The organism is Rhodococcus sp. NFXS4 (assembly GCF_058139645.1).
The window spans coordinates 1,338,410-1,357,543 of sequence record NZ_CP192221.1; the positions used below are offsets into that span (position 1 = coordinate 1,338,410).

At 67.0% G+C, this 19,134-nt stretch carries 18 protein-coding genes and 1 tRNA gene; 13 read left to right on the top strand and 6 right to left on the bottom strand.

All coding sequences use genetic code 11. The annotated features are described in order from the left end of the window. Nucleotides 1–320 precede the first annotated feature (320 nt). Nucleotides 321–1,661, top strand: a complete 1,341-nt coding sequence (locus J4E04_RS06160) for a hypothetical protein (RefSeq protein ID WP_027505500.1) — start codon at nucleotides 321–323, stop codon at nucleotides 1,659–1,661. A 31-nt stretch (nucleotides 1,662–1,692) separates the two neighbouring features. After that, nucleotides 1,693–3,084, top strand: a complete 1,392-nt coding sequence (locus J4E04_RS06165; RefSeq protein WP_328811518.1) for a dipeptidase — start codon at nucleotides 1,693–1,695, stop codon at nucleotides 3,082–3,084. Here J4E04_RS06165 and bcp read toward each other — a convergent pair. After that, complete coding sequence (bcp, locus tag J4E04_RS06170; RefSeq protein WP_285185942.1) at nucleotides 3,062–3,535, bottom strand: thioredoxin-dependent thiol peroxidase; 474 nt, start codon at nucleotides 3,533–3,535, stop codon at nucleotides 3,062–3,064. The two genes, J4E04_RS06165 and bcp, sit on opposite strands and share 23 nt — an antisense overlap. A gap of 112 nt (nucleotides 3,536–3,647) precedes the next feature. Here bcp and J4E04_RS06175 point away from each other — a divergent pair, with 112 nt between their 5' ends. Both J4E04_RS06175 and J4E04_RS06180 read left to right on the top strand, forming a co-directional pair. Then, nucleotides 3,648–3,869 (top strand): DUF3618 domain-containing protein, encoded by a 222-nt coding sequence (locus J4E04_RS06175; protein WP_027505503.1) that lies wholly within the window; start codon nucleotides 3,648–3,650, stop codon nucleotides 3,867–3,869. Between the two features lie 92 nt (nucleotides 3,870–3,961). After that, nucleotides 3,962–4,037: transfer RNA gene (locus tag J4E04_RS06180), tRNA-Lys, on the top strand. A 617-nt stretch (nucleotides 4,038–4,654) separates the two neighbouring features. Here the strand turns inward: J4E04_RS06180 and J4E04_RS06185 are convergent. Next, entirely contained in the window at nucleotides 4,655–5,170 is a 516-nt protein-coding gene (locus J4E04_RS06185; protein WP_374198292.1) for a PadR family transcriptional regulator, read from the bottom strand. Between the two features lie 87 nt (nucleotides 5,171–5,257). Here J4E04_RS06185 and J4E04_RS06190 point away from each other — a divergent pair, with 87 nt between their 5' ends. Next, nucleotides 5,258–6,232, top strand: a complete 975-nt coding sequence (locus J4E04_RS06190) for an NADPH:quinone reductase (RefSeq protein WP_490150162.1) — start codon at nucleotides 5,258–5,260, stop codon at nucleotides 6,230–6,232. A gap of 159 nt (nucleotides 6,233–6,391) precedes the next feature. Here J4E04_RS06190 and J4E04_RS06195 read toward each other — a convergent pair whose 3' ends face one another. Both J4E04_RS06195 and J4E04_RS06200 read right to left on the bottom strand, forming a co-directional pair. Continuing rightward, nucleotides 6,392–6,826, bottom strand: coding sequence for an aconitase X swivel domain-containing protein (locus tag J4E04_RS06195; protein WP_490150163.1), 435 nt, complete (start codon nucleotides 6,824–6,826; stop codon nucleotides 6,392–6,394). Then, nucleotides 6,823–8,172 (bottom strand): aconitase X, encoded by a 1,350-nt coding sequence (locus J4E04_RS06200; RefSeq protein WP_490150164.1) that lies wholly within the window; start codon nucleotides 8,170–8,172, stop codon nucleotides 6,823–6,825. Before J4E04_RS06200 ends, J4E04_RS06195 begins: the two co-directional genes overlap by 4 nt. A 79-nt stretch (nucleotides 8,173–8,251) precedes the next feature. Between J4E04_RS06200 and J4E04_RS06205 the strand changes: the two genes are divergently transcribed. The 4 genes from J4E04_RS06205 to J4E04_RS06220 all read left to right on the top strand — a co-directional run bounded on the left by J4E04_RS06205 (nucleotide 8,252) and on the right by J4E04_RS06220 (nucleotide 13,132). Further along, nucleotides 8,252–9,160 carry a LysR family transcriptional regulator gene (locus J4E04_RS06205; RefSeq protein ID WP_490150165.1) on the top strand — a complete coding sequence of 303 codons (909 nt, stop codon included), beginning with the start codon at nucleotides 8,252–8,254 and terminating at the stop codon, nucleotides 9,158–9,160. A gap of 215 nt (nucleotides 9,161–9,375) precedes the next feature. After that, entirely contained in the window at nucleotides 9,376–11,298 is a 1,923-nt protein-coding gene (locus J4E04_RS06210) for an FAD-dependent monooxygenase (RefSeq protein WP_490150166.1), read from the top strand. Then, complete coding sequence (locus J4E04_RS06215; RefSeq protein WP_490150167.1) at nucleotides 11,295–12,236, top strand: 3-carboxyethylcatechol 2,3-dioxygenase; 942 nt, start codon at nucleotides 11,295–11,297, stop codon at nucleotides 12,234–12,236. Before J4E04_RS06210 ends, J4E04_RS06215 begins: the two co-directional genes overlap by 4 nt. 131 nt (nucleotides 12,237–12,367) lie before the next feature. Next, entirely contained in the window at nucleotides 12,368–13,132 is a 765-nt protein-coding gene (locus J4E04_RS06220; RefSeq protein WP_490150168.1) for a GntR family transcriptional regulator, read from the top strand. Here J4E04_RS06220 and J4E04_RS06225 read toward each other — a convergent pair. Beyond that, nucleotides 13,122–13,814, bottom strand: coding sequence for a GntR family transcriptional regulator (locus J4E04_RS06225; RefSeq protein WP_490150169.1), 693 nt, complete (start codon nucleotides 13,812–13,814; stop codon nucleotides 13,122–13,124). The two genes, J4E04_RS06220 and J4E04_RS06225, sit on opposite strands and share 11 nt — an antisense overlap. 393 nt (nucleotides 13,815–14,207) lie before the next feature. Between J4E04_RS06225 and J4E04_RS06230 the strand changes: the two genes are divergently transcribed. The 3 genes from J4E04_RS06230 (at nucleotide 14,208) to J4E04_RS06240 (ending at nucleotide 17,447) form a co-directional block, all read left to right on the top strand. Then, nucleotides 14,208–14,822, top strand: a complete 615-nt coding sequence (locus J4E04_RS06230; protein ID WP_490150170.1) for a cysteine hydrolase family protein — start codon at nucleotides 14,208–14,210, stop codon at nucleotides 14,820–14,822. Between the two features lie 68 nt (nucleotides 14,823–14,890). Beyond that, nucleotides 14,891–16,000, top strand: a complete 1,110-nt coding sequence (locus tag J4E04_RS06235) for an alcohol dehydrogenase catalytic domain-containing protein (RefSeq protein WP_222638565.1) — start codon at nucleotides 14,891–14,893, stop codon at nucleotides 15,998–16,000. 70 nt (nucleotides 16,001–16,070) lie between these two features. Further along, complete coding sequence (locus tag J4E04_RS06240; protein WP_490150171.1) at nucleotides 16,071–17,447, top strand: MFS transporter; 1,377 nt, start codon at nucleotides 16,071–16,073, stop codon at nucleotides 17,445–17,447. Between the two features lie 32 nt (nucleotides 17,448–17,479). On the opposite strand, the gene J4E04_RS06245 is transcribed toward J4E04_RS06240, so the two are convergent. After that, nucleotides 17,480–18,238: an IclR family transcriptional regulator gene (locus J4E04_RS06245; RefSeq protein WP_490150172.1), complete on the bottom strand. Its 759-nt coding sequence runs from the start codon at nucleotides 18,236–18,238 to the stop codon at nucleotides 17,480–17,482. A 47-nt stretch (nucleotides 18,239–18,285) separates the two neighbouring features. Between J4E04_RS06245 and J4E04_RS06250 the strand changes: the two genes are divergently transcribed. Beyond that, nucleotides 18,286–19,092, top strand: a complete 807-nt coding sequence (locus J4E04_RS06250; protein WP_490150173.1) for a 2-keto-4-pentenoate hydratase — start codon at nucleotides 18,286–18,288, stop codon at nucleotides 19,090–19,092. Nucleotides 19,093–19,134: the final 42 nt, after the last annotated feature.

Genomic DNA, 19,134 nt, shown 5'->3' on the forward strand with positions numbered 1-19,134 from the left:
TCGCTGGTGTCGGCCCCGTCGCGGACATCGGTCTCGTCGTGAAGGCCCTGTTCGTGCGCTGTCTCCTCGGTGATCGGGGTGCTGCGCCCCGGTGCTCCGTCGGTCGACTCCACGTCACCAACAGTATCGGTCGACCCACCGTTCTCGAACAGTGAGCTACCGTTCGGCCGCATTCAATATGAACTTACGGTATGTTTAGAGACTGTTACAAGACGCATCGTTCACTGACGGAGCAAGTAGTCGATCGTTCAGGCCGGTCTCGGGGGAGTCACGACGGCTGTGTCGGCTTCCGGTTCGTCTTCGAGAAGAGGAGGCACATCATGAACGACACCCCCCGCAACAGCAGCGCACCCGAGACCCGTGGTGACACCACCGTGGTCTCCGCCGTTCTGCTGTATCACCTGGACGGGTCCACGGTGACGGCGTCCCTGCTGTCTCCCATCGACGGGTCGGACCTCGGCGTCGCCGAGTCGATCGACCTCGAGGACTTCTCGCCCGAGCAGATCGGGCTGACGGTGCCGATGCTGTGGGACCTGGTGGACGTCGCCGACGCCTGTGTCATGTCCGTCGTGACCTCGGGCGCTGCCGCTGACATCGACGTGGCTCCGCCCATCCTCGAACTCGCGTTCGGTGTTCCCGTCTTCGACTCTCCCACCCCGGTCGTCGCGGACACGCCCGCCGCCGGCGCGACACTCGACGACGACGCCACTCCTCCTGCCGACGATGTCGCGCCCTGGCAGCGGACCACACCCTCCGCTGTCGCCGCCGCCGCAGCGGCAGCCCGCCCACCTCTGCGCCCGACGCGTCCCGTCCCGGCCAAGCCGGTACGCCGGTCTGCGACCGGTGCGGGGAAGTCCGGCGTCGTGAAGTCGGGCGCGTCCGCGTCGCCGATCTCGAAGTCCGCAGCGGCACGTGCCGGTGTGGCAGGTGCCGCCGCCGCGGCTGCTCGCCCCCGAGTCGCGTCCGCCGACGAGGTCACGCCCGTCGACAAGGCCGTTCCTCCCACGACGTCGTCCGACACCGACACCGAGGTGTTCCCCGCCGTCGTGGCGCCTGCTGTCGTCGATCCGATCGACGATGCTCGGACCGAGGCCATCCCGGTGGTGACGGCCGCGTCCGTCGCTCCCACCGGTCGCCGCTCGCGCCGTTTCGTCGGGTTCGCCGGCGCTGCCGCCGCAGCAGCGCTGGTCGCGGCGGGCATCGGTACCGCTGCCGTGATGTCCGGTGGATCGGACAGCGTGCCCCAGAACACCGCCGCGGAGCAGCAGGCCCCGAACGGTGGCTCCGCGTCCCCGGTGGCAGATGCTCCCGCAGTCGCGGCACCGGTGGTTCCCGCTGCTCCGGCCGCGTCGCCGGCCCCCGCTGCTCCGGCAGCGCCGGTTCCGACAGAGGACGCCGCAGCAGACGCCGCGGCCTCCGACTGGACCGCGCCGTCGGCAGCACCCTGGTCGCCGACCGCCGCTGCGCCGGCGCCCACGCCGTGGACCACCACGCCGCCACAGCAGCAGTCGTCCTCTCCCAGTGCGGTACCCGCTCCGCAGTTCACCGTCCCGGTGCCCGAGCAGGATCCGAACAAGTCCCCGCAGCAGCTGCAGGACGAGGCGTGGGCGAAGCACTGGCAGCAGACCGGGCAGTGGCTGAACCAGGAGTTCCCGCAGTAGGTCGACGTGTCGAGGTGCCAGACTGTTTTCCATGACCTCTGGTACCGATGCGCAGTTGTCCGAGCTCCGAGACCGCGTGCGTGCGAGCATGCCGAGAGTGCGCGCCGAACTGGCAGACCTCGTCGCCTTTCGCTCCATCGCCGATCCCGAGCAGGCGCCGCCGTCCGAGTGCCGCTCCGCCGCGGAGTGGGTGCGGGACGCATTCCGCGACGCCGGCGTGAAAGACACGGAGTTGCACGAGACGTCCGACGGATCGGCGGCTGTCATCGGTCGGCGCCGCGCTGCGGACGGTGCTCCGACAGTCCTGCTGTACTCGCACTACGACGTCCAGCCTGCGGGCGACGAGTCGCTGTGGAACAGCGCGCCTTTCGAGTTGACCGATCGGGACGGTCGCTGGTTCGGCCGCGGTTCGGCCGATTGCAAGGGCAACGTGCTGATGCACCTCGCGGCGCTCCGTGCGCTCGGCTCCGACTCGGAGGTGGGCATCGTGGTGGTGTGCGAGGGCTCGGAGGAGACCGGGACCGGTGGCCTCGAGGACCTGGTGCGCGACCGTCCCGAGCTGTTCGCCGCAGATGTGATCGTCATCGGCGACACGGGCAACATCGCCGTCGGAACGCCGACGCTGACGACGTCGCTGCGCGGCATGGCGATCGTGCGGGTCGACGTCGAGACACTCCGCGGCGCAGTGCATTCCGGGATGTACGGCGGGCCCGCGCCCGACGCACTGGTGGCCCTCGTGGCGATGCTCGCCACGCTGCACGACGTCAACGGCGACACCACCATCGACGGGGTGGACGGTTCCGGCGTGTGGGACGGTGCCGAGTATCCGGTCGAGCGTTTCCGGACGGATGCGGGCGTGCTGGACGGTGTGGAGCTCACCGGGAGCGGGTCCATCGCGGACCATCTCTGGGCCCGGCCGTCCGTCACCGTCATGGGCATCGACTGCCCACCCGTGGTGGGAAGCGCCGCCGCCGTGGTGCCTCGCGCGTCCGCGCGCATCGGACTTCGCGTACCGCCCGGCATGGACGCCGAGAAGACGCGTGATCTGCTCGTCACTCACCTGACGAATGCGGCGCCGTGGTCCGCGCGGGTGACGGTCACGCCGGATGCCGTCGGATCACCCTTCGCCGCCCGTACGGACGGCCCCGCGTACGGCACGCTGATGACCGCGCTGAGCGACGCCTACGGCGAGCCCGTGCAGTTCGCCGGGCAGGGCGGTTCCATTCCGCTGTGCACCGCGCTGCAGCGCGCGGTGCCGGATGCGGAGATCGTCCTCATGGGCGTCGAGGAGCCGCTGTCGACCATTCACGCACCGAACGAGAGCGTCGACCCCAGCGAGATCGAGACCATCGCGGTGGCCGAAGCAGCGTTCCTGAGCCGCCTGCCCGAGCAGTGGCGGCTCAGAGCTTCAGATCGCGGATGAGCTTGGCGACGTGGCCGGTGGCCTTCACGTTGTACTGAGCCACCTCGACCTTGCCGTCGGCGTCGATGACGAACGTCGAGCGGATGACGCCCGTGACGGTCTTGCCGTACATCGACTTCTCGCCGAACGCGCCCCACGCCTGCAGGGTCGACTTCTCCGGATCGGAGAGCAGCGGGAACGTGAGGCCCTCGTCGTCGCGGAACTTCGCCAGCTTGGCGGGCTTGTCCGGCGACACCCCGATCACCTCGAGGCCCGCATCGTTGAGCTGCGCCAGGCTGTCGCGGAAGTCGCACGCCTGCTTCGTGCACCCCGGCGTCGCCGCGGCGGGGTAGAAGTAGACGACCACGCGTCGGCCGGCGTAGTCCGCCAGCGACACGGTGTTGCCGTCGGCGTCGGGGAGGGACAGGGCGGGAGCAGCGTCGCCTGCGGACAGTCTCGAGGTCGTGGTCACGATGCCAAACTTAGCCGACTCGTCCGAGCCGGGCAGGCGCGCCGGGCGTCGTGCTCTAGGCTTTGAGGCGACCGCAGAAGTTCTGCATCTTCGTCCAGCCGGGAGGGCTTTCGTGGCACGCAACACCGACAACATCGAGCGCGACATCGAGGCCGCACGCGACCAGCTCGCGTCGACCCTGGACGAGCTCAGCGTGCGCGCCAACCCGAAGCGGCTGGTCGAGAACACCAAGCGCAGCGTCGTGGGCACCCTCAACGAGCCCGCCGTGAAGTTCTCGCTCATCGGCGTCGGCGCCGTCGTCGCCATCCTGGTGATCCGCAAGATCGTCAGCTGAGCATCTGCGCAGGTCAGTGACTCGATTTCACTCCATGCGCGCCAGGTGTTAATGTCTTTCACGCACCGAGGAGCGCGAGCCGCTCCGACCATGCGCCTATAGCTCAGTTGGTAGAGCAAGTGACTCTTAATCACTGGGTCCGGGGTTCGAGTCCCTGTGGGCGCACCACAAAGAGCCCCTGATCAGCAGTTATGCTGATCAGGGGCTCTTCTGGTTCCGGTGCCACCCACTACTTATTCATGACTTTCAGCTCGAAACTCACGCGTTCGGGCTCTCCGGGCAGAGTCTGGCGCTGCATTACTGCTGGTCAGGGCGTCGCCATCGTGTCTGCACTGGGTCCAATAGACCGTTGGATTAAGAGTCGTGTAGCCATGGCCGTCCACCACCGTTCGAGATTGCGACCGCCGAAGGTCTGAGTACGGGGGCTTGAAGTCATGGCCCGGTACGCCGGCGAGCACTCTGTCCCGTCCGTCGTCGCTTCGTTTTCGAGTGGGCAGGGCGCAGCACGAGCTGAATAGAAGTCGGTGTCGGGGTGCTGCCCGACACTGCCCTCGTCTGCTGCCCCGCGCGCGCTCGGGAGTTGCTGTACCTCACGCGGCCGCGGCGGGCGTCGACGTATTCGCCTCCGCAACGCCGGATCCGACCGCCTTCATGCGCGAAAAGTTCGACAGTCGTGGAGTCGCATTTCCGGGGCACCGCGGCGCCGTTCGACAGCAGGTGCCGCGATCAGAGTCATGCAGTGAGGGATTGAGTGTCATGAGGCCGTGACACCGTCCGAACGCTCGTCATTCGAGTTCGAGTGCCTCTCGCAGCCAGGCGCGTTCGGCTCGGCTCGTGGCTCGCGCGATGGTGAGAAGTCCCCGTCGATAGTTGTCGGTGACGTCCTCGGCACGCAGGGGGCGGTCGCCGTCGTAGAAGAAGCTGACGGGCAGTTCGAGGAAGGCGAGGCGCCGACGCAGGACTGCACGCCGCTGATCAGGCTCGTCCAGCAGAGACAAAAACGTCAGGACGACGGCGAAGCGGGTGAAGTCGGTGATGTCCTGCTCCGCCGGCTCACCGAGCCTCCTGCGGAGTTCGCGTCGGCCGTCGTCGGTGATGGTCAGGACGTAGCGGGACGGGCCTGTGCCCGCGTGCTCGACTCGATCGACGAGGCCGGCGCGGTGCATTCTCGTGATGGCGGGGTAGAGGGTGCCGTCGCTGACGGGGCGTGCGTGGCCGGTCAATTCGACGACTCGTTTTTTCAACTCGTAGCCGTGCAGGGGGCCTTCGAAGAGGAAGCCGAGGATCGTCAGCGCGAGCACATCTCGAGTATGACAGCTACCTCGTTTCGAGGTAGGGTCGCGGTCGACGTAGGAGCGTCCTCGTCCGACGACGACTCGGGAGTTCCCATGATCGCTGCGTGGTACGAGGAGCAGGGGCCCTCGCGGGTGTTGATCCTGGGGGAGATGCCGACGTCGGAACCGGCGGCCGGCGAGGTGCGCGTCAGGGTCTCGTTGTCCTCCGTCAATCCGGGCGACACGAAGAAGAGACGCGGTTGGCAAGGATCCGGCATGCCGTACCCCCGGGTCGTTCCGCACAGTGACGGGGCCGGTGTCGTCGATGAGGTGGGGCCGGGTGTCGACCCCTCCCGTGTCGGGGAGCGGGTCTGGGTCTTCGGCGCGCAGTCCTATCGCGCTCTGGGCACGGCGGCGCAGTACGTCGTCGTTCCCGAGTGGCAGGCCGTCGGCGCGCCGAACGGTGTCGAGGACGCCCTCGTTGCGTGTCTGGGCATTCCGGGTATCACTGCCCATCGTGCCGTCTTCGGGGACGGCTCAGTGGAAGGTAAAACTGTTCTGGTGCAGGGAGTGTTGGGTGCGGTGGGATCGCTGGCTGCTCAACTCGCCCGCTGGAACGGTGCGACCGTGATCGGCACGGTGCGCACCGTCGGCGATGTGGACGCCGCCCGCGAGCGGGGACACGACAGTGTCGTCGCACTCGGTGATGTCGATGTCGCGGATCAGATCCGCGCGTTCGCGTCGGGGCCGGTCGACCGCATCGTGGAAGTGGCTCTGTCGGAGAACGTCGAACTCGACACCGCGGTGGCGGGCAACGGAACGGTCGTCGCTGCCTACGGGACGCGGTCGGACCGTCCGGTGCTGCCGTTCTGGCCGATGTTGTTCAGCAACATGACACTTCGACTACTCGGGAGCGACGACTTCCCTCGAGAGGCGAAGGAGAGCGCCGCTGCCGATCTGACAGCAGCGGCCGGGTCCGGTGCACTGTCATTTCCGGTTGCGCCACCGATGCCGTTGGCAGACATCGCGACTGCTCACGACCTGGTCGACCACGGAAGCAGGGAGCGCGTCACGCTCGCCATACCGTGACGGCTCCCGGGTGCTTATGTGCGGCGTCCCACCGGGCGCATGATCAGAGCCTCCAGTACTTGACGCGGAACCCTTCGGCGCGTGTCGAGGCGGTGCCGAGCGGGGTGGGTTGTGCTGTCATCAGGTCGTCTCTCGACGGGGTGGAGAGGCAGTCGACCGTCAGGAAAGAGTGACGGTTCCGTCGGCAGCGATCTCGACGACCGAGCCGGTGCTGACGGCCTCGAGGAACTCGTTCCCCAGTTGGTCGATTGCAATGATGCGGTTGTCGTTCCAGATGTCGGCCAACAGAATTCCGGCTGCCGAGATGGAGTCGATGTGGTCGGCGAAGAGCATCGCGGCCGGAGCGATGCCCTGCTGGGCGGCGCACTGCAAGATCATTCCGCCGGTCGTGGATCCGACGGCCTGGTTGAGACACAGGATGCTGCCGGCCAGAATGCGCCCATAGAGGTCGGGGTTGTTGCGGTCGTGGGAGGTGGGGTCGGCGCGGGCGATTCCGTGGAAGTACGAGGCGAGGATGTTGAACCCGCGGCGTGTGACCAGGCAGTCGCCCCGGACAGTTCCCGGGTTGACGACACGCCCCACGAAGGTGGTCATGAGATGGATCCGGTTGCGGGTGTCGTGGTTCCGTGCACGATGTGGTCGAGCACGTCGCCGTCTCGGAAGAAGGAGCTGGTGGTGTACGTGCGTAGCTTCTGGGAGTTGGTGATGACAGTCTTCGCGGCGGCGGACGGGCAATTCATGTGCAGCGCTGGGCAGAACGCGGAGATCGAGATGCCGGCGGTCAGGCACCGGTCGTACATGTCGGGCCGGTCCGTTCGAAAAGCTCTGGCCGCAGTGGGGGCGGTGCTGAGGATCGTTCTGGTCGAGACCGTGGTGCGTCGTGCCGCAGCGAGGGCGTCGAGAATGGTGCGGGCTGCGGTAACGAGTTGTTCTTTGGACAGGTGGGGGCACCCGATCAAGACCGTCCGGGCGTCCGAGTCCGTGTGCTCGACGCGGTCGGGGCGGGGACTGGTCGCGAGTGCGTGGTCGTCGACAGCGGTGTCGTCGACGACGAAGGTCTGCGCGTCGCGAACACACAAAGCAGGGCCCAGGCGTCGCGCTTCAGGGGTGATCCCGTGGATGTGGAACAGGCCCACGGCCCCCGCTGCGGCGGCTGCCGCGCCGAAGTCTTTGAGATAGTCCCGTCGGGCTTCGGACCCGAGCGCTGTGAGCTCACCGTCGAGGCCTCTGATGTACGGCACACCGTCGGTGATCCGCGCGCCGATCACGGCTCCCAGGAGCGTCGGGGAGGGAAGTGAGGTGGTCCGGATCTCGATGTTCCAGGTCGCTTTGCGACCGGAATCGAGGAGGAGACCGAACTCCGGTGCATAACCGGCGATCGCGCCCATCAGCTCGATCAGTCCGGAGTTGCGATTGGTCCGGGCGCCCAGGACAGAGTTCGCGAATACCACTGCCGAAGATTCGGCCCAAGAGAGGATCTGCCCCTCCTGCGGGGTGTTACCTGTCTCCGGCAGGTAGGCGGTGCAGGAGTAGGCGTCGTCGTCCTCGAGTCCGAGTGCCCGGAGTTGATTTTCGTAGCGGTCCTGATGGGGGTAGAGAGCTCGGAGGTCGCCGAGTTCGGTATCGGTGTAATCGACGTTGTCCAGGTCGTACGGGCGGGGGTCGACGGTGAAGGGGTGGACGGTCCTCACACCGGCGGCCACCAGGGTGTCGAGGAGGTCGAAGGCAGCATCGAGTCCGGCCATGCCCATCGAGGTGACCACGTGCGCGGGTCCGTCCAGGGCGACCAGTCGGCGGGCACCGAAGATGGCTCCGTAGTGAACCAAAGTGAGCATGACCTTGCGCATCGCCTCGCCCTCAGCGCCGGCGAGTACGGAGTGTTGGTGCTCGGTCAGAATCATCGATGACGGAACGCCGATGTGACCTGTGTCTCTAGTCATGGCATGAGCATGACCGCACCGCAGCTATTGCGTCTAACGATGATTACCGATCGATATCATCGATAACTACGATGTGACGATGGACTCGCGTTTGCTCGCTACCTTCCTGGCGGTCGTCGAGACCGGAACCTTTGCGGCCGCCGCAACGCAGACGCTGACGGTGCAGTCGACGGTCAGCGCGTCGATCAAAGCCCTCGAGCACGATCTTCGGGTGCAGCTGTTCGACAGGTCGGCTCGAACGGCGCGGCTCACCCCCGCGGGACAAGCACTTGTACCGCGGGCGCGCGCCATCCTCGACGAGCTCGAACTGACACGGACGTCGTTGCAGGACATAGCATCCGGACTGAACGGCGTTCTCAGAGTGGGTACGATCGGGTCGACGGAGCCGATCGGCCTGCCTGCGGCACTCAAGCGGTTCGGCGACGCGAACCCTCATGTGACACTGCATGTGCTCTCCGATGCAGTGGGAACAGCAGGTTTGGTCGAACGGCTCCTACGGTCCGAGGTCGACGTCGCGTTCCTCGCAGGCCGATTCCCGGGAGCAGTGCCTGCCGATGCCCACAGAAAGATCATCCTGGAGATTCTCGCCGAGGGGCCGTTGGTGATCATTGCGGCACCGGACCATCCCCTGGCCGGCCGTTCGGGACTCGACCTGTCGGACGTGGCGTCGGAAACGTGGATCGAGTCGCCGACCGGCCAGACCAATCGCATGGTCACCGATGAGGTCTTCACCGCCGGGGGTCTGCACCGGGTGGTCAATCTGGAAGTGGCGGAGCCGGCTCAGGTCCCGAACTACGTCGCTGCAGGCATCGGCATCGCCGTGGTGCCCGACTTCATCGCCGCGCATCGGCGGGACGTGCAGATACTCGACATCGTCGGACCGCCCCTGAGGTGGTCGATCGCCATCGCCCGTCACCACAGCCGCACCTCTCTGCTGCTGGAAGCGTTCTGGGACGAGTTCGTCCCGCAACCAACCGCCGCAGAGTGAACTTCTAGAGTTCCAGACGCCTGGTACTGGCGTTCAAGCCTTGCGAGCGCGGGGTGCCATCGATGGCTGTGTCCAGGAGAAATGCAAAAATCTTGTCATGAGGCCGAGGTCGCTCTTCCCATATCGAGAATCAACTGGCATGCTAGTTACAGTGACCCCGATCACCCGACGTGGCCGTTTGTGGCCCCGGGGTCTCTCGACGTCGAGAAGGTGCCATGCAGAACTCACAGTTGCCCGAACCGATCTTCCGCCCGTTCCCCTCCGACGGCAGCGGCTACGACACCGATGTAGTGGTTGTAGGCCTCGGCCCAGCAGGAGGCGTGGCCGCGTTGGCGTTGGCCAGCTACGGCGTGCGTGTCCACGCGGTGTCGATCTTCCCGTGGGTGGCCAATTCACCACGGGCGCACATCACCAATCAGCGTGCGGCGGAGGTGCTGCGGGACCTCGGCGTGGAAGACGAGGCGCGCCGTTACGCCACACCGTGGGACCAGATGGGCGACACCTTGTTCACCACGAGCTTGGCGGGGGAGGAGATCGTTCGGTTGCAGACCTGGGGCACCGGCGACCCGCGCTTCGGTGACTACCTCGCCGGCAGCCCGTGCTCGATGCTCGACATCCCGCAGCCGCTGATGGAGCCGGTGTTGGTCAAGAACGCCGCCGAGCGCGGGGCGATCATCAGCTTCCACACCGAGTACCTCGACCACACCCAGGACGACGACGGCGTCACCGTCCGTTTCCGTGATGTCCGTTCCGGGTCGGTGTTCACCCAACGGGCTCGGTACCTGCTGGGGTTCGACGGTGCGCGCTCCAAGATCGCCGAACAGCTGCAGCTCCCGTTCCAAGGCGAACTGGCCCGCGCGGGAACCGCCTACATCCGGTTCGACGCGGATCTGAGCAAGTACGTCGCGCATCGGCCGAGCATCCTGCACTGGATCATGAACTCCAAGGCCGGATTCGGCGAGATCGGCATGGGGCTTCTGCGCGCGATCCGCCCGTGGGATCAGTGGATCGCCGGCTGGGGGTTCGACATGGCCGCCGGTGAGCCGGACGTCTCCGACGCCACCGTCGTCGAGCGCATCCGCACCCTGGTCGGCGACCCCGAGCTGGAGCTCGACATCGTCTCCCGGTCGTTCTGGTACGTCAATCAGCAGTACGCCGAGCACTATCAGGACCGTCGAGTGTTCTGCGGTGGTGACGCCGTGCATCGCCACCCACCGAGCAGTGGCCTGGGCTCGAACACCTCGATGCAGGACGCGTTCAACCTCGCGTGGAAGGTGGCGTTCGTCGTCAAGGGGCACGCCGGTACGGCTCTGCTGGACAGTTACTCACCCGAGCGCGTTCCGGTCGGTCGGCAGATCGTGGCCCGCGCGAACCAGTCGAGGAAAGACTATGCGGGACTGCGGGAATGGTTCGACACCGACACCGACGACCCCGTGGCGGCCGGTCTGGCCAAGCTGAAGGAGGGCACGCCCGAGGGGGTGGCGCTTCGCGATCGTCTGTACGAGGCGCTGGAGCTGAAGAACACGGAGTTCAACGCCCACGGCGTCGAGCTGAACCAACGCTACGAATCCGGCGCCGTCGTCGAGGCCGACGAACCCGAGCACTGGGCCCGCGACAAGCAGCTCTACCTCCAGGCCACCACCCGACCCGGCGCGAAGCTGCCCCATGCTTGGTTGGTCGGACGGGACGGCGTCCGCACGTCGACGCTCGACGTGACCGGGAAGGGCATGATGACGCTGCTCACCGGACTGGGCGGGCAGGCGTGGAAGAACGCCGCCGAAAACCTGGACCTGCCGTACCTGCGCACTGTGGTGATCGGAGAGCCCGGAGCGGCGGATCCGTACGGGTACTGGCGCGCGGTCAGCGAGATCCACGAGGCCGGGGCCATTCTGGTGCGTCCGGACGGATACGTCGCCTGGCGCCACCAGGGTCCGGTCTGGGATGACGCCGAGGCGTCGTCCGCACTCGATGCGGCCCTCGACGCAGTGCTGGCCGTGTCCACTGCACGCACCGCGTCTGGCGAGGACACCGGTGCCCCACAGTTCAGCACCGCGCAGGTGCCGATCACCGTTCCCCCAGCGGCACCCGACACCGAGCCTGCGCTCGCCGGAGTCGAGACCGGAAGGAACCAGTCGTGACCGTCGCGCTGCTTGCCATGAGCCACAGTCCCCTCCTCGAACACGCCGAGCTGCCCTCGGAGGTGACCGCCGAACTCGAGACCGCCTTCGGTCAGGCTCGACGTTTCGTCCACGAGTACGACCCCGACGTGGTCGTCAACATCGCGCCCGATCACTACAACGGCTTCTTCTACAACCTGATGCCGCCGTTCTGCGTCGGGTACGCCGCGGAGAGCATCGGCGATTACGGCAGCCAGGCCGGCCGGCTCGACGTCCCCGAAGACCTCGCGCGTGAGCTCGCCGAGTATGTGATCGATCAGGGCATCGACCTGGCCGTGTCGCTGGAGATGCAGGTCGACCACGGCGCCGTGCAACCTATGGAACTGCTCTACGACGACATCGCCGCCAAGCCGGTGATCCCGATCTTCGTCAACTCCGTCGCGCCGCCGTTCACTCCGGTGCAGCGCGTCCGACTGCTCGGTGAGGCGATCGGACGATACGTCTCCACGCTCGACCGCAAAGTGCTGCTCATCGCGTCCGGGGGGCTCTCGCACGACCCGCCGGTCCCTCGGTTGGCCACCGCGACCGCCGAGCAACGGCGCGCCTTGCTCGGTCAGGGCGGTCCCATCACGGCGGAAGCCCGCGCCGCCCGGCAGCAACGCGTGATCGACGCCGCCCGCGACTTCGCCGCCGGAACCGCGAACATCCAGGATCTGGCACCCGAGTGGGACCGCACCCTGATGTCGATCCTCGCCTCCGGCGATCTCACCGAACTGGATCAGTGGTCACCGAGCGAGATGACCAGAGTCGCCGGCAACTCCTCCCACGAGGTCCGTACCTGGATCGCCGGATACGCCGCCATGTCCGCATGCGGCGGGTTCGACGTCACCTACAGCTACTACCGGCCGATTCGCGAACTCATCGCCGGGTTCGGGTTGACCACGGTCGTGGGAGCCTGAGGGCCGCGGGTGCCGCATCGATTGGTTCTCCGCGGCACCCATGCCCTGCCGCACCGGGTTCTCGCAGTCCGAGCGACGCCGGCCTGCGTCCAGAGTTCTAGAATTGCCGCGCGGCGACGAGGAGTGAGCGGATGAGCGAGCCCGACGGATCGAGACGCCCGGCAGGGCCGGGCCTGGCCCGAGTGGTGCTCGACCGACTCAAGGAGCGGATTCTCGACGGCCGGATCACGTCGGGATCGCGCATCTCGATCGACGAGGTGCGGGTGGAGTTCGGGGTGAGCAAGCAGCCGGTGATGGACGCTATGCGCAGGCTCGAGGCCACGGGAATCGTGGAGATCGTTCCGCAGAGTGGGTGCCGGGTCCAGTCCTACACCGCTGTGGAGGTCGAGGATTTCTTCCGGCTGTTCGGCAGTTTCGAGTCCGAGATCGCTGCCGCGGCCGCCGTACGGCGCACGGACGCCCAAGTGGGCGAACTCGACGCCGCCTGGACGGCCATCGAGGGTGTGCACGCGATCGCCGACGATACCGAGCGGGCGAGACGGTATCGCCAACTCAACCGCGAGTTTCACCTGGTGATCCACCGGATGGCGCACTCGCGGATCATGGCCGAGCAGAGTGAGCGGATGTGGGATCTGTCTGACTTCCTCATCAGCACGAGCGGAAGTGCGTCCCTCACATCGGGAATGATCGCCGACCGTAACCACGACCACGACGTCATCCGGGCGGCGATCCGTCAACGACGTGTCGAGGTCGCGCGAGCGGCAATGGTCGGCCACATCACGGCGTCGGCCGAGCCTGAGCGGTCGCATCGATCGGGCGTCGACGGCGGCTACCGCCGAGGCGGTAGGTCGATGCCGCCCGCGGTGCCCGCCCCCACCACTTACCTCACCCGGTGAGCGAACCGGGCTCTTCGGTGCCGATCACTGCCACCGTGTCGACGATGTGCTGTTCCATCGTCACCCGGGCCAGACGTGCGTCACCCATACGGATGGCATCGGTGATGCTGCGATGATCGTGTTGGCGCTCCACCAGCGCGCTCGACAGCGGGTCGTCCGCTCCGGCGGTGTTGATCAAGAAGTCCGACAGATCCCACATCCGGTGGGAGGTCTCGGCCATGATCCGCGAGTGCGCCATGTCGTGGATGACGGCGTGGAACTCGCGGTTGCGAGCCCGGTAGCCGCGGGAACGTTCGGCACCGTCGTGCGAGCCGATCAACTCGTCGACCGCCTCGGACACCGCGTCGAGTGCACGCAGCTGCTCGTCGGTGCGGCGTAGCGCAGCCACCCCGGCGATGGTTCCCTCGAATCCGCCGAACAAGGTGAAGAAGTCCTCCACCTCGTGGCGGGTGTAGGAGACGACCTGAATGCCGACCTGGGGGACGATGGACACCAGTCCGTCGCTCGAGAGTCGACGCAGCGCATCCATCACCGGTTGCTTGCTCACCCCGAACTCGTGGCGCACCGACTCGACGACGATCTTCTCGCCGGCTCGGTATCGACCGTCGAGGAGTCGGCCCTTGAGTGTGTCGTAGAGGACTGTGGACAGCCTCGCACCGGACAGGTGAGCGTTGGTGGACACAGCATTTCCTTCCTGCGCGGGGGCTCGACCCACGGATCTCGATTCGTGTCTCGGTGCCGCACTGGTCGTCTCGCCGTGACCGTCCGCGTCACCTGACGGTGGCACCGGCCACAGCTACGAAGGCTAGCATTCCAGCGCTGCCGGCCTTCGGTGTCGACACCCGCGCTATCTACAGCACATCACTCACGTTCCCGGGCCGACTTCCGCCGCTCCTCGGTGGTACCGAGCAGGCCATCGCCAGAAGAAGGCTTGTGGTCCACGTCACCATCGGTTACCGTGATCTGGAACGCTAGCATTCCAGTCCTGTTCGTCTGGTCACTCCGATCGGGGTTCGACCGATGGTCCAGCAGGCTCCGTCGGTCGACCGCGACCGCCTCACTCAGGAGACCTCCCATGGAGCTCGACCCCCGCACCACCGCTCTCGTCGTCGTCCACTGCCAGGGCGACGTCATCGGACCCGACGGAGCGTTCGCCGACTTCTTTCACGCCCAGGTCGTCGAACGCGATGTCGTCGCGAAGATCGCCGCGTTGGCCGATACCGTCCGCGGCGCCGGCGGCACCGTGATCTTCACGCGAGTGGCCTGGAAGCCGGACCTGTCCGACCTGACGGTCAACTCGCCCATCCTGGGCATCGTCCAGCAGTCCGGTTGCCTGCAGGACGGGTCGCCGCTGGCCGACATCGTCCCCGAACTCACTCCCCACGACGGAGACACCGTCGTCACCCACCAGCGCGTCGGCGGCTTCCAGAACAGCGCCCTCGCCTCGGTCCTGGACGCTGCGAACGCCACCACCGTCGCCTTCGCCGGGGTGGCCACGAATTTCTCAATCGAAGGAACGGCGCGCACCGCCAGCGACCTCGGATACCGCACCGTCGTGGTCGAGGACGCCTGCTCCGCAGCGTCCCAGGAAGCACACGCCGCGAGCATCGACTCGCTCGGACTGCTCGCCGAGATCACCACCATCGACGAGTTCGCCGCAGCAATGACCGCCGCCGCGCCCAGCGCGTGAGCGCGTACCCCGACCCGATCACCCGCACTGCGCAACGGCGCAGTCACTACACAACAGGAGCCACCACCATGACCGACACCATGCTCGCCGCTCGCCTCCACGAGATCGACCAGCCGATGCAGCTCGAACAGCTGCCGATCCCCACCCCCCGCGCGACCGACGTCGTGGTACAGGTCAAGGCCTGCAACATCGTTCCCAACCTCCGCAACGTTCTCGCCACCTACGCCGAATGGTTCCCCTACCTGCCCCTCCCGCAGCTGCCGGCGGTGTTCGGTCTCGACTCCTCCGGCGTCGTGACCGCCGTGGGGGAGCAGGTCACCGACGTCGCAGTGGGCGATCGCGTCTACGTCAACCCGGGACTGTCCTGCGGGGCGTGCCGCGCCTGCCGCAACGGCATCGACCAGAACTGCGACAAGTACACCTTCATGGGCTACTTCGCTTTCGGCCCCGAAGGCCAGAAGTTGTTCGACGCCTACCCCTACGGCGGACTGAGCGAGTACCTCACCGCTCCGCAGCGCAACCTGGTCAAGATCGCCGACTCGGTCAGCTTCGAAGAAGCGGCCCGGTTCGGCTACCTCGGCACCGCGTTCTCCGCGCTCCGCAAGGCCGGCGCCGGACCCGGCACCACCGTTCTCATCGACGGAATCTCCGGCACCCTTGGACTGGGCGCTTGCCTCAACGCGCTCGCCCTGGGGGTCGGTAAGATCTACGGCACCGGGCGCAACGCCGAACTGCTCGAGGACGTCCGCGCCATCGCACCCGACCGCATCGAGGTGCACGCCCTGGGCGACGGTGAGGTGAACGAGTGGCTGCGCGGACGCACCGGCGGCGACGGCGTCGACATCGTCATCAGCTCCGTCGGACCCGGAGCGCCGGCGGAATCGATCATCGACGCCCTGGCGACGCTGCGCCGAGGCGGCACGGCCGTCGACATCGGCGGCATGATGGAACGCCCCGCGCTGGACCTGTTCTCGATGATGTGCTCCCAGATCTCCGTCCTCGGCAGCTTGTGGTTCTCCACCGCCGAAGCACAGGACATGGCCGACCTCGCAGCCGCCGGCGTGCTCGACCTGTCCGTCCTCGAACACCACACCTTCCCGCTGGAGAAGATCAACGAAGCACTGGACAGCCTCCCCGCCCGCCACGGCGGCTTCACCAATTTCATCAGCGTTCCCTGACCTGCCGTGCGGGGCCAACGGTCCCGCACGCCCCTTTCTAGCGTTCTAGACGTTCAATGATTGGATACTCATGATCGCCGACCCTGCGGCGTCCCCCGAGGCGCGGCCGAAGAGCTCCCCGTTGCGGGTGGCGATGGCCAGTTTCATCGGGACCACCGTCGAGTACTACGACTTCTTCATCTACGGCACCGCCGCCGCCCTGGTGTTCCCCAGGCTCTTCTTCCCCGACGCCTCACCCCTGATGGGGGTGCTGCTGTCCTTCGCCACCTTCGGAGTCGGCTTCCTCGCCCGCCCACTCGGCGGAGTGGTCTTCGGCCACTACGGTGATCGACTGGGTCGCAAGAAGATGCTCGTGCTCTCCCTCGTCGGCATGGGAGTGGCCACCTTCCTGATGGGCCTGCTCCCCAGCTACGCCAGCATCGGCATCGCCGCACCGATCCTGCTGACCCTGCTGCGGCTGCTGCAGGGCTTCGCCGTCGGCGGCGAATGGGGCGGCGCCACCCTCATGGCCGTCGAACACGCACCGAAGAACCGCAAGGGCTTCTACGGGTCCTTCTCCCAGATGGGCGCCCCCGCCGGCGTCAGCCTCGCCACCCTCGCCTTCTTCGCGGTCTCCCAACTGCCCGACGAGCAATTCCTCTCCTGGGGCTGGCGCATCCCCTTCCTCGTCAGCTCAGTGCTCATCGTCGTCGGACTGATCATTCGACTCACCCTCGAAGAAAGCCCCGACTTCGCCAAGGTCGTCGACGAGAAGGCGGTGACGAAGATGCCGATCGTCGAAGCCTTCCGCAAGCACCGACGCGAGATCCTCCTCATCGCCGGTACCTATCTCAGCCAGGGCGTCTTCGCCTACATCTGCATGGCTTACCTGGTGTCCTACGCGACGTCGGTGGCGGAGATCAGCCGCACCCAGGCGCTGGCCGGAGTGTTCGTCGCCGGACTGGTCGCGGTCGTCCTGTACCCGGTGTTCGGGTCCATGTCCGACACTTTCGGCCGCAAGACGCTCTACCTGGCCGGCGCCGCAGCGATGGGCATCGTCATCGGACCCGCCTTCGCTCTCATCAACACCGGCAACCCCTGGCTGTTCATGGTGGCGCTGGTGCTGGTATTCGGTATCGCGATGGCACCGGCGGCCGGCGTGACGGGCTCACTGTTCTCGATGGTCTTCGACGCCGACGTCCGCTACTCCGGAGTCTCCATCGGCTACACCCTCTCCCAGGTCGTCGGCTCCGCCTTCGCGCCCACCATCGCCACCGCCCTCTACGCAGCCACCGACTCGAGCGCGTCGATCGTGATCTACCTGATCGTGGTCTCGATCATCTCCGTGGTGTCGGTGATCCTGCTGCCCGGCGGCTGGGGCCGCAAGGGCGCCTCGCTGCAACTCGCGGCAGACAGCGGACGCTCGGCCACCGTGCCGGCCGAGCGGACGGGACTGGTCAGCAAGTGACCCGATGTGCGGCCCTCACGAGCGCGGCGAGGTCACTCGTCGCGCCCGTGGGGGTCCGCACGGTTGAGCACTCGGCCCAGCGCCAGCGCTGCGGTCCGCACTGCGGGCGCGAGCAGTTGCGGCTCGAACAGCTCGGCAGGCACCGACACCGACAGCGCTGCAACGGGTTTGCCGAGAGAGATCACCGGCGACGCGAGGCAGCACCCCCCGAGGGCGGCCTCCTCGCGCTCGGTGGCCACCCCGGTGCGCCGGACACCGTCGAGTTCGCGGGCGAGCACGTCGGCGTCGGTGATCGAGTGCGTGGTGTATCGGCGCAGGGGACCAGCCAGGATGCGGGCGCGAACGTTTGGATCTTCGGGGGCCAGGAGCGCCTTCCCCACGGCGGTGCACGTGAGCGGCATCCGGCCGCCGATCTGAGAGGGGAAGGGCAACGCGGCATGCCCGTGGATCTTCTCCGCGTACACCGCGTCGGCGCCGTCTCTGACCGCGAGATGCACGGTCTGCCCGGTCACCGCGAAGAGGTCCTGCATGAACGGCAGCGCGGCACTGCGCAGGCGATGCTTCAGGCCCACCCGCTCACCCAACTCGAACAAGGTCAACCCGAGCTCGAAAGTGTTGTCGCGGCGTGTCAACCAGCCCAGGTTCGTCAGATCGACCAGCAATCGGTGAGCGGTGGACCGAGGCAGTCCGGTGCGGGTGGCGACCTCCGTCAGCGTCAGTGCCGTACCCCCCGGAAACGAGTCGAGCACCCACGCCGCTCGCTGCAACACCGACACCACATCCCGCGACATGGGACAGATCCTAGTGCAGCGCGCGGCACGTCGATAGCGTTCCCTTCATGACTTCCGTTCCCCCCGTGACCTCGATGCCGAACCCCGTCGCCGTCGCCGCCGACCGTCTCGCTGAGGCGTCGACGTCGAAGACGCCCTGCGCCCCCGTCCGCGACCTCGTCGCCAGCGATGACGTCGACACCGCGTACCGCATCGCGTCGCGAAACGTGCAGGCGCGCATCGCCTCGGGTCGCCGCATCGTCGGCCGCAAGATCGGCCTGACCTCTCCGGCGGTGCAGAAGCAACTGGGCGTCGATCGCCCTGATTTCGGGGTCCTGTTCGACGACTTCGACGTCTCCGCCGACGATCAGATCGATTCCACCCGGCTGCTGCAGCCACGGATCGAAGCCGAGATCGCCTTCGTCCTCTCCAGCACCATCGACCGAGAGATCACCGTCGACAACGCCCCCGATTACGTCGACACGGTCGCCGCAGCCTTCGAGATCGTCGACAGCCGAATCGCCGGCTGGGACATCACCCTCGCCGACACCGTCGCCGACAACGCCTCCTCCGGCCTCTATGTCCTCGGCGACACCGTCACCCGCACCGCCGCACCAGAACTCGCCGACGTCGGCATGACCATGACTGCCGACGGCGACCAGGTGTCCACCGGCCGGGGATCGGACTGCCTGGGCAGCCCGTGGAACGCACTGGTGTGGCTGGCCAACACCAGCCTGGCCTACGGATCGCCCCTGCAGGCAGGTGAAGTCATCCTCTCCGGCGCACTCGGACCGATGGTTCCGGTCACCGCCGGATCGACCTATGAAGCAACCATCTCCGGCATCGGGACGGTCACCGCCACCTTCACGGCCTGAGCAGCACGTCCCACCCGACACCAGAACCACGACGAAACGAGA

Bases quoted from the DNA above. Each gene is read 5' to 3' on its own strand.
- J4E04_RS06205 (WP_490150165.1), top strand. From the start codon at position 8,252: ATGGACTCGCGTTTGCTCGCTACCTTCCTGGCGGTCGTCGAGACCGGA.
- J4E04_RS06250 (WP_490150173.1), top strand. From the start codon at position 18,286: ATGACTTCCGTTCCCCCCGTGACCTCGATGCCGAACCCCGTCGCCGTC.
- J4E04_RS06230 (WP_490150170.1), top strand. From the start codon at position 14,208: ATGGAGCTCGACCCCCGCACCACCGCTCTCGTCGTCGTCCACTGCCAG.
- J4E04_RS06190 (WP_490150162.1), top strand. From the start codon at position 5,258: ATGATCGCTGCGTGGTACGAGGAGCAGGGGCCCTCGCGGGTGTTGATC.
- J4E04_RS06220 (WP_490150168.1), top strand. From the start codon at position 12,368: ATGAGCGAGCCCGACGGATCGAGACGCCCGGCAGGGCCGGGCCTGGCC.
- J4E04_RS06200 (WP_490150164.1), bottom strand. From the start codon at position 8,172: ATGACTAGAGACACAGGTCACATCGGCGTTCCGTCATCGATGATTCTG.
- J4E04_RS06210 (WP_490150166.1), top strand. From the start codon at position 9,376: ATGCAGAACTCACAGTTGCCCGAACCGATCTTCCGCCCGTTCCCCTCC.
- J4E04_RS06240 (WP_490150171.1), top strand. From the start codon at position 16,071: ATGATCGCCGACCCTGCGGCGTCCCCCGAGGCGCGGCCGAAGAGCTCC.
- J4E04_RS06235 (WP_222638565.1), top strand. From the start codon at position 14,891: ATGACCGACACCATGCTCGCCGCTCGCCTCCACGAGATCGACCAGCCG.
- J4E04_RS06245 (WP_490150172.1), bottom strand. From the start codon at position 18,238: ATGTCGCGGGATGTGGTGTCGGTGTTGCAGCGAGCGGCGTGGGTGCTC.
- J4E04_RS06195 (WP_490150163.1), bottom strand. From the start codon at position 6,826: ATGACCACCTTCGTGGGGCGTGTCGTCAACCCGGGAACTGTCCGGGGC.
- J4E04_RS06165 (WP_328811518.1), top strand. From the start codon at position 1,693: ATGACCTCTGGTACCGATGCGCAGTTGTCCGAGCTCCGAGACCGCGTG.
- J4E04_RS06160 (WP_027505500.1), top strand. From the start codon at position 321: ATGAACGACACCCCCCGCAACAGCAGCGCACCCGAGACCCGTGGTGAC.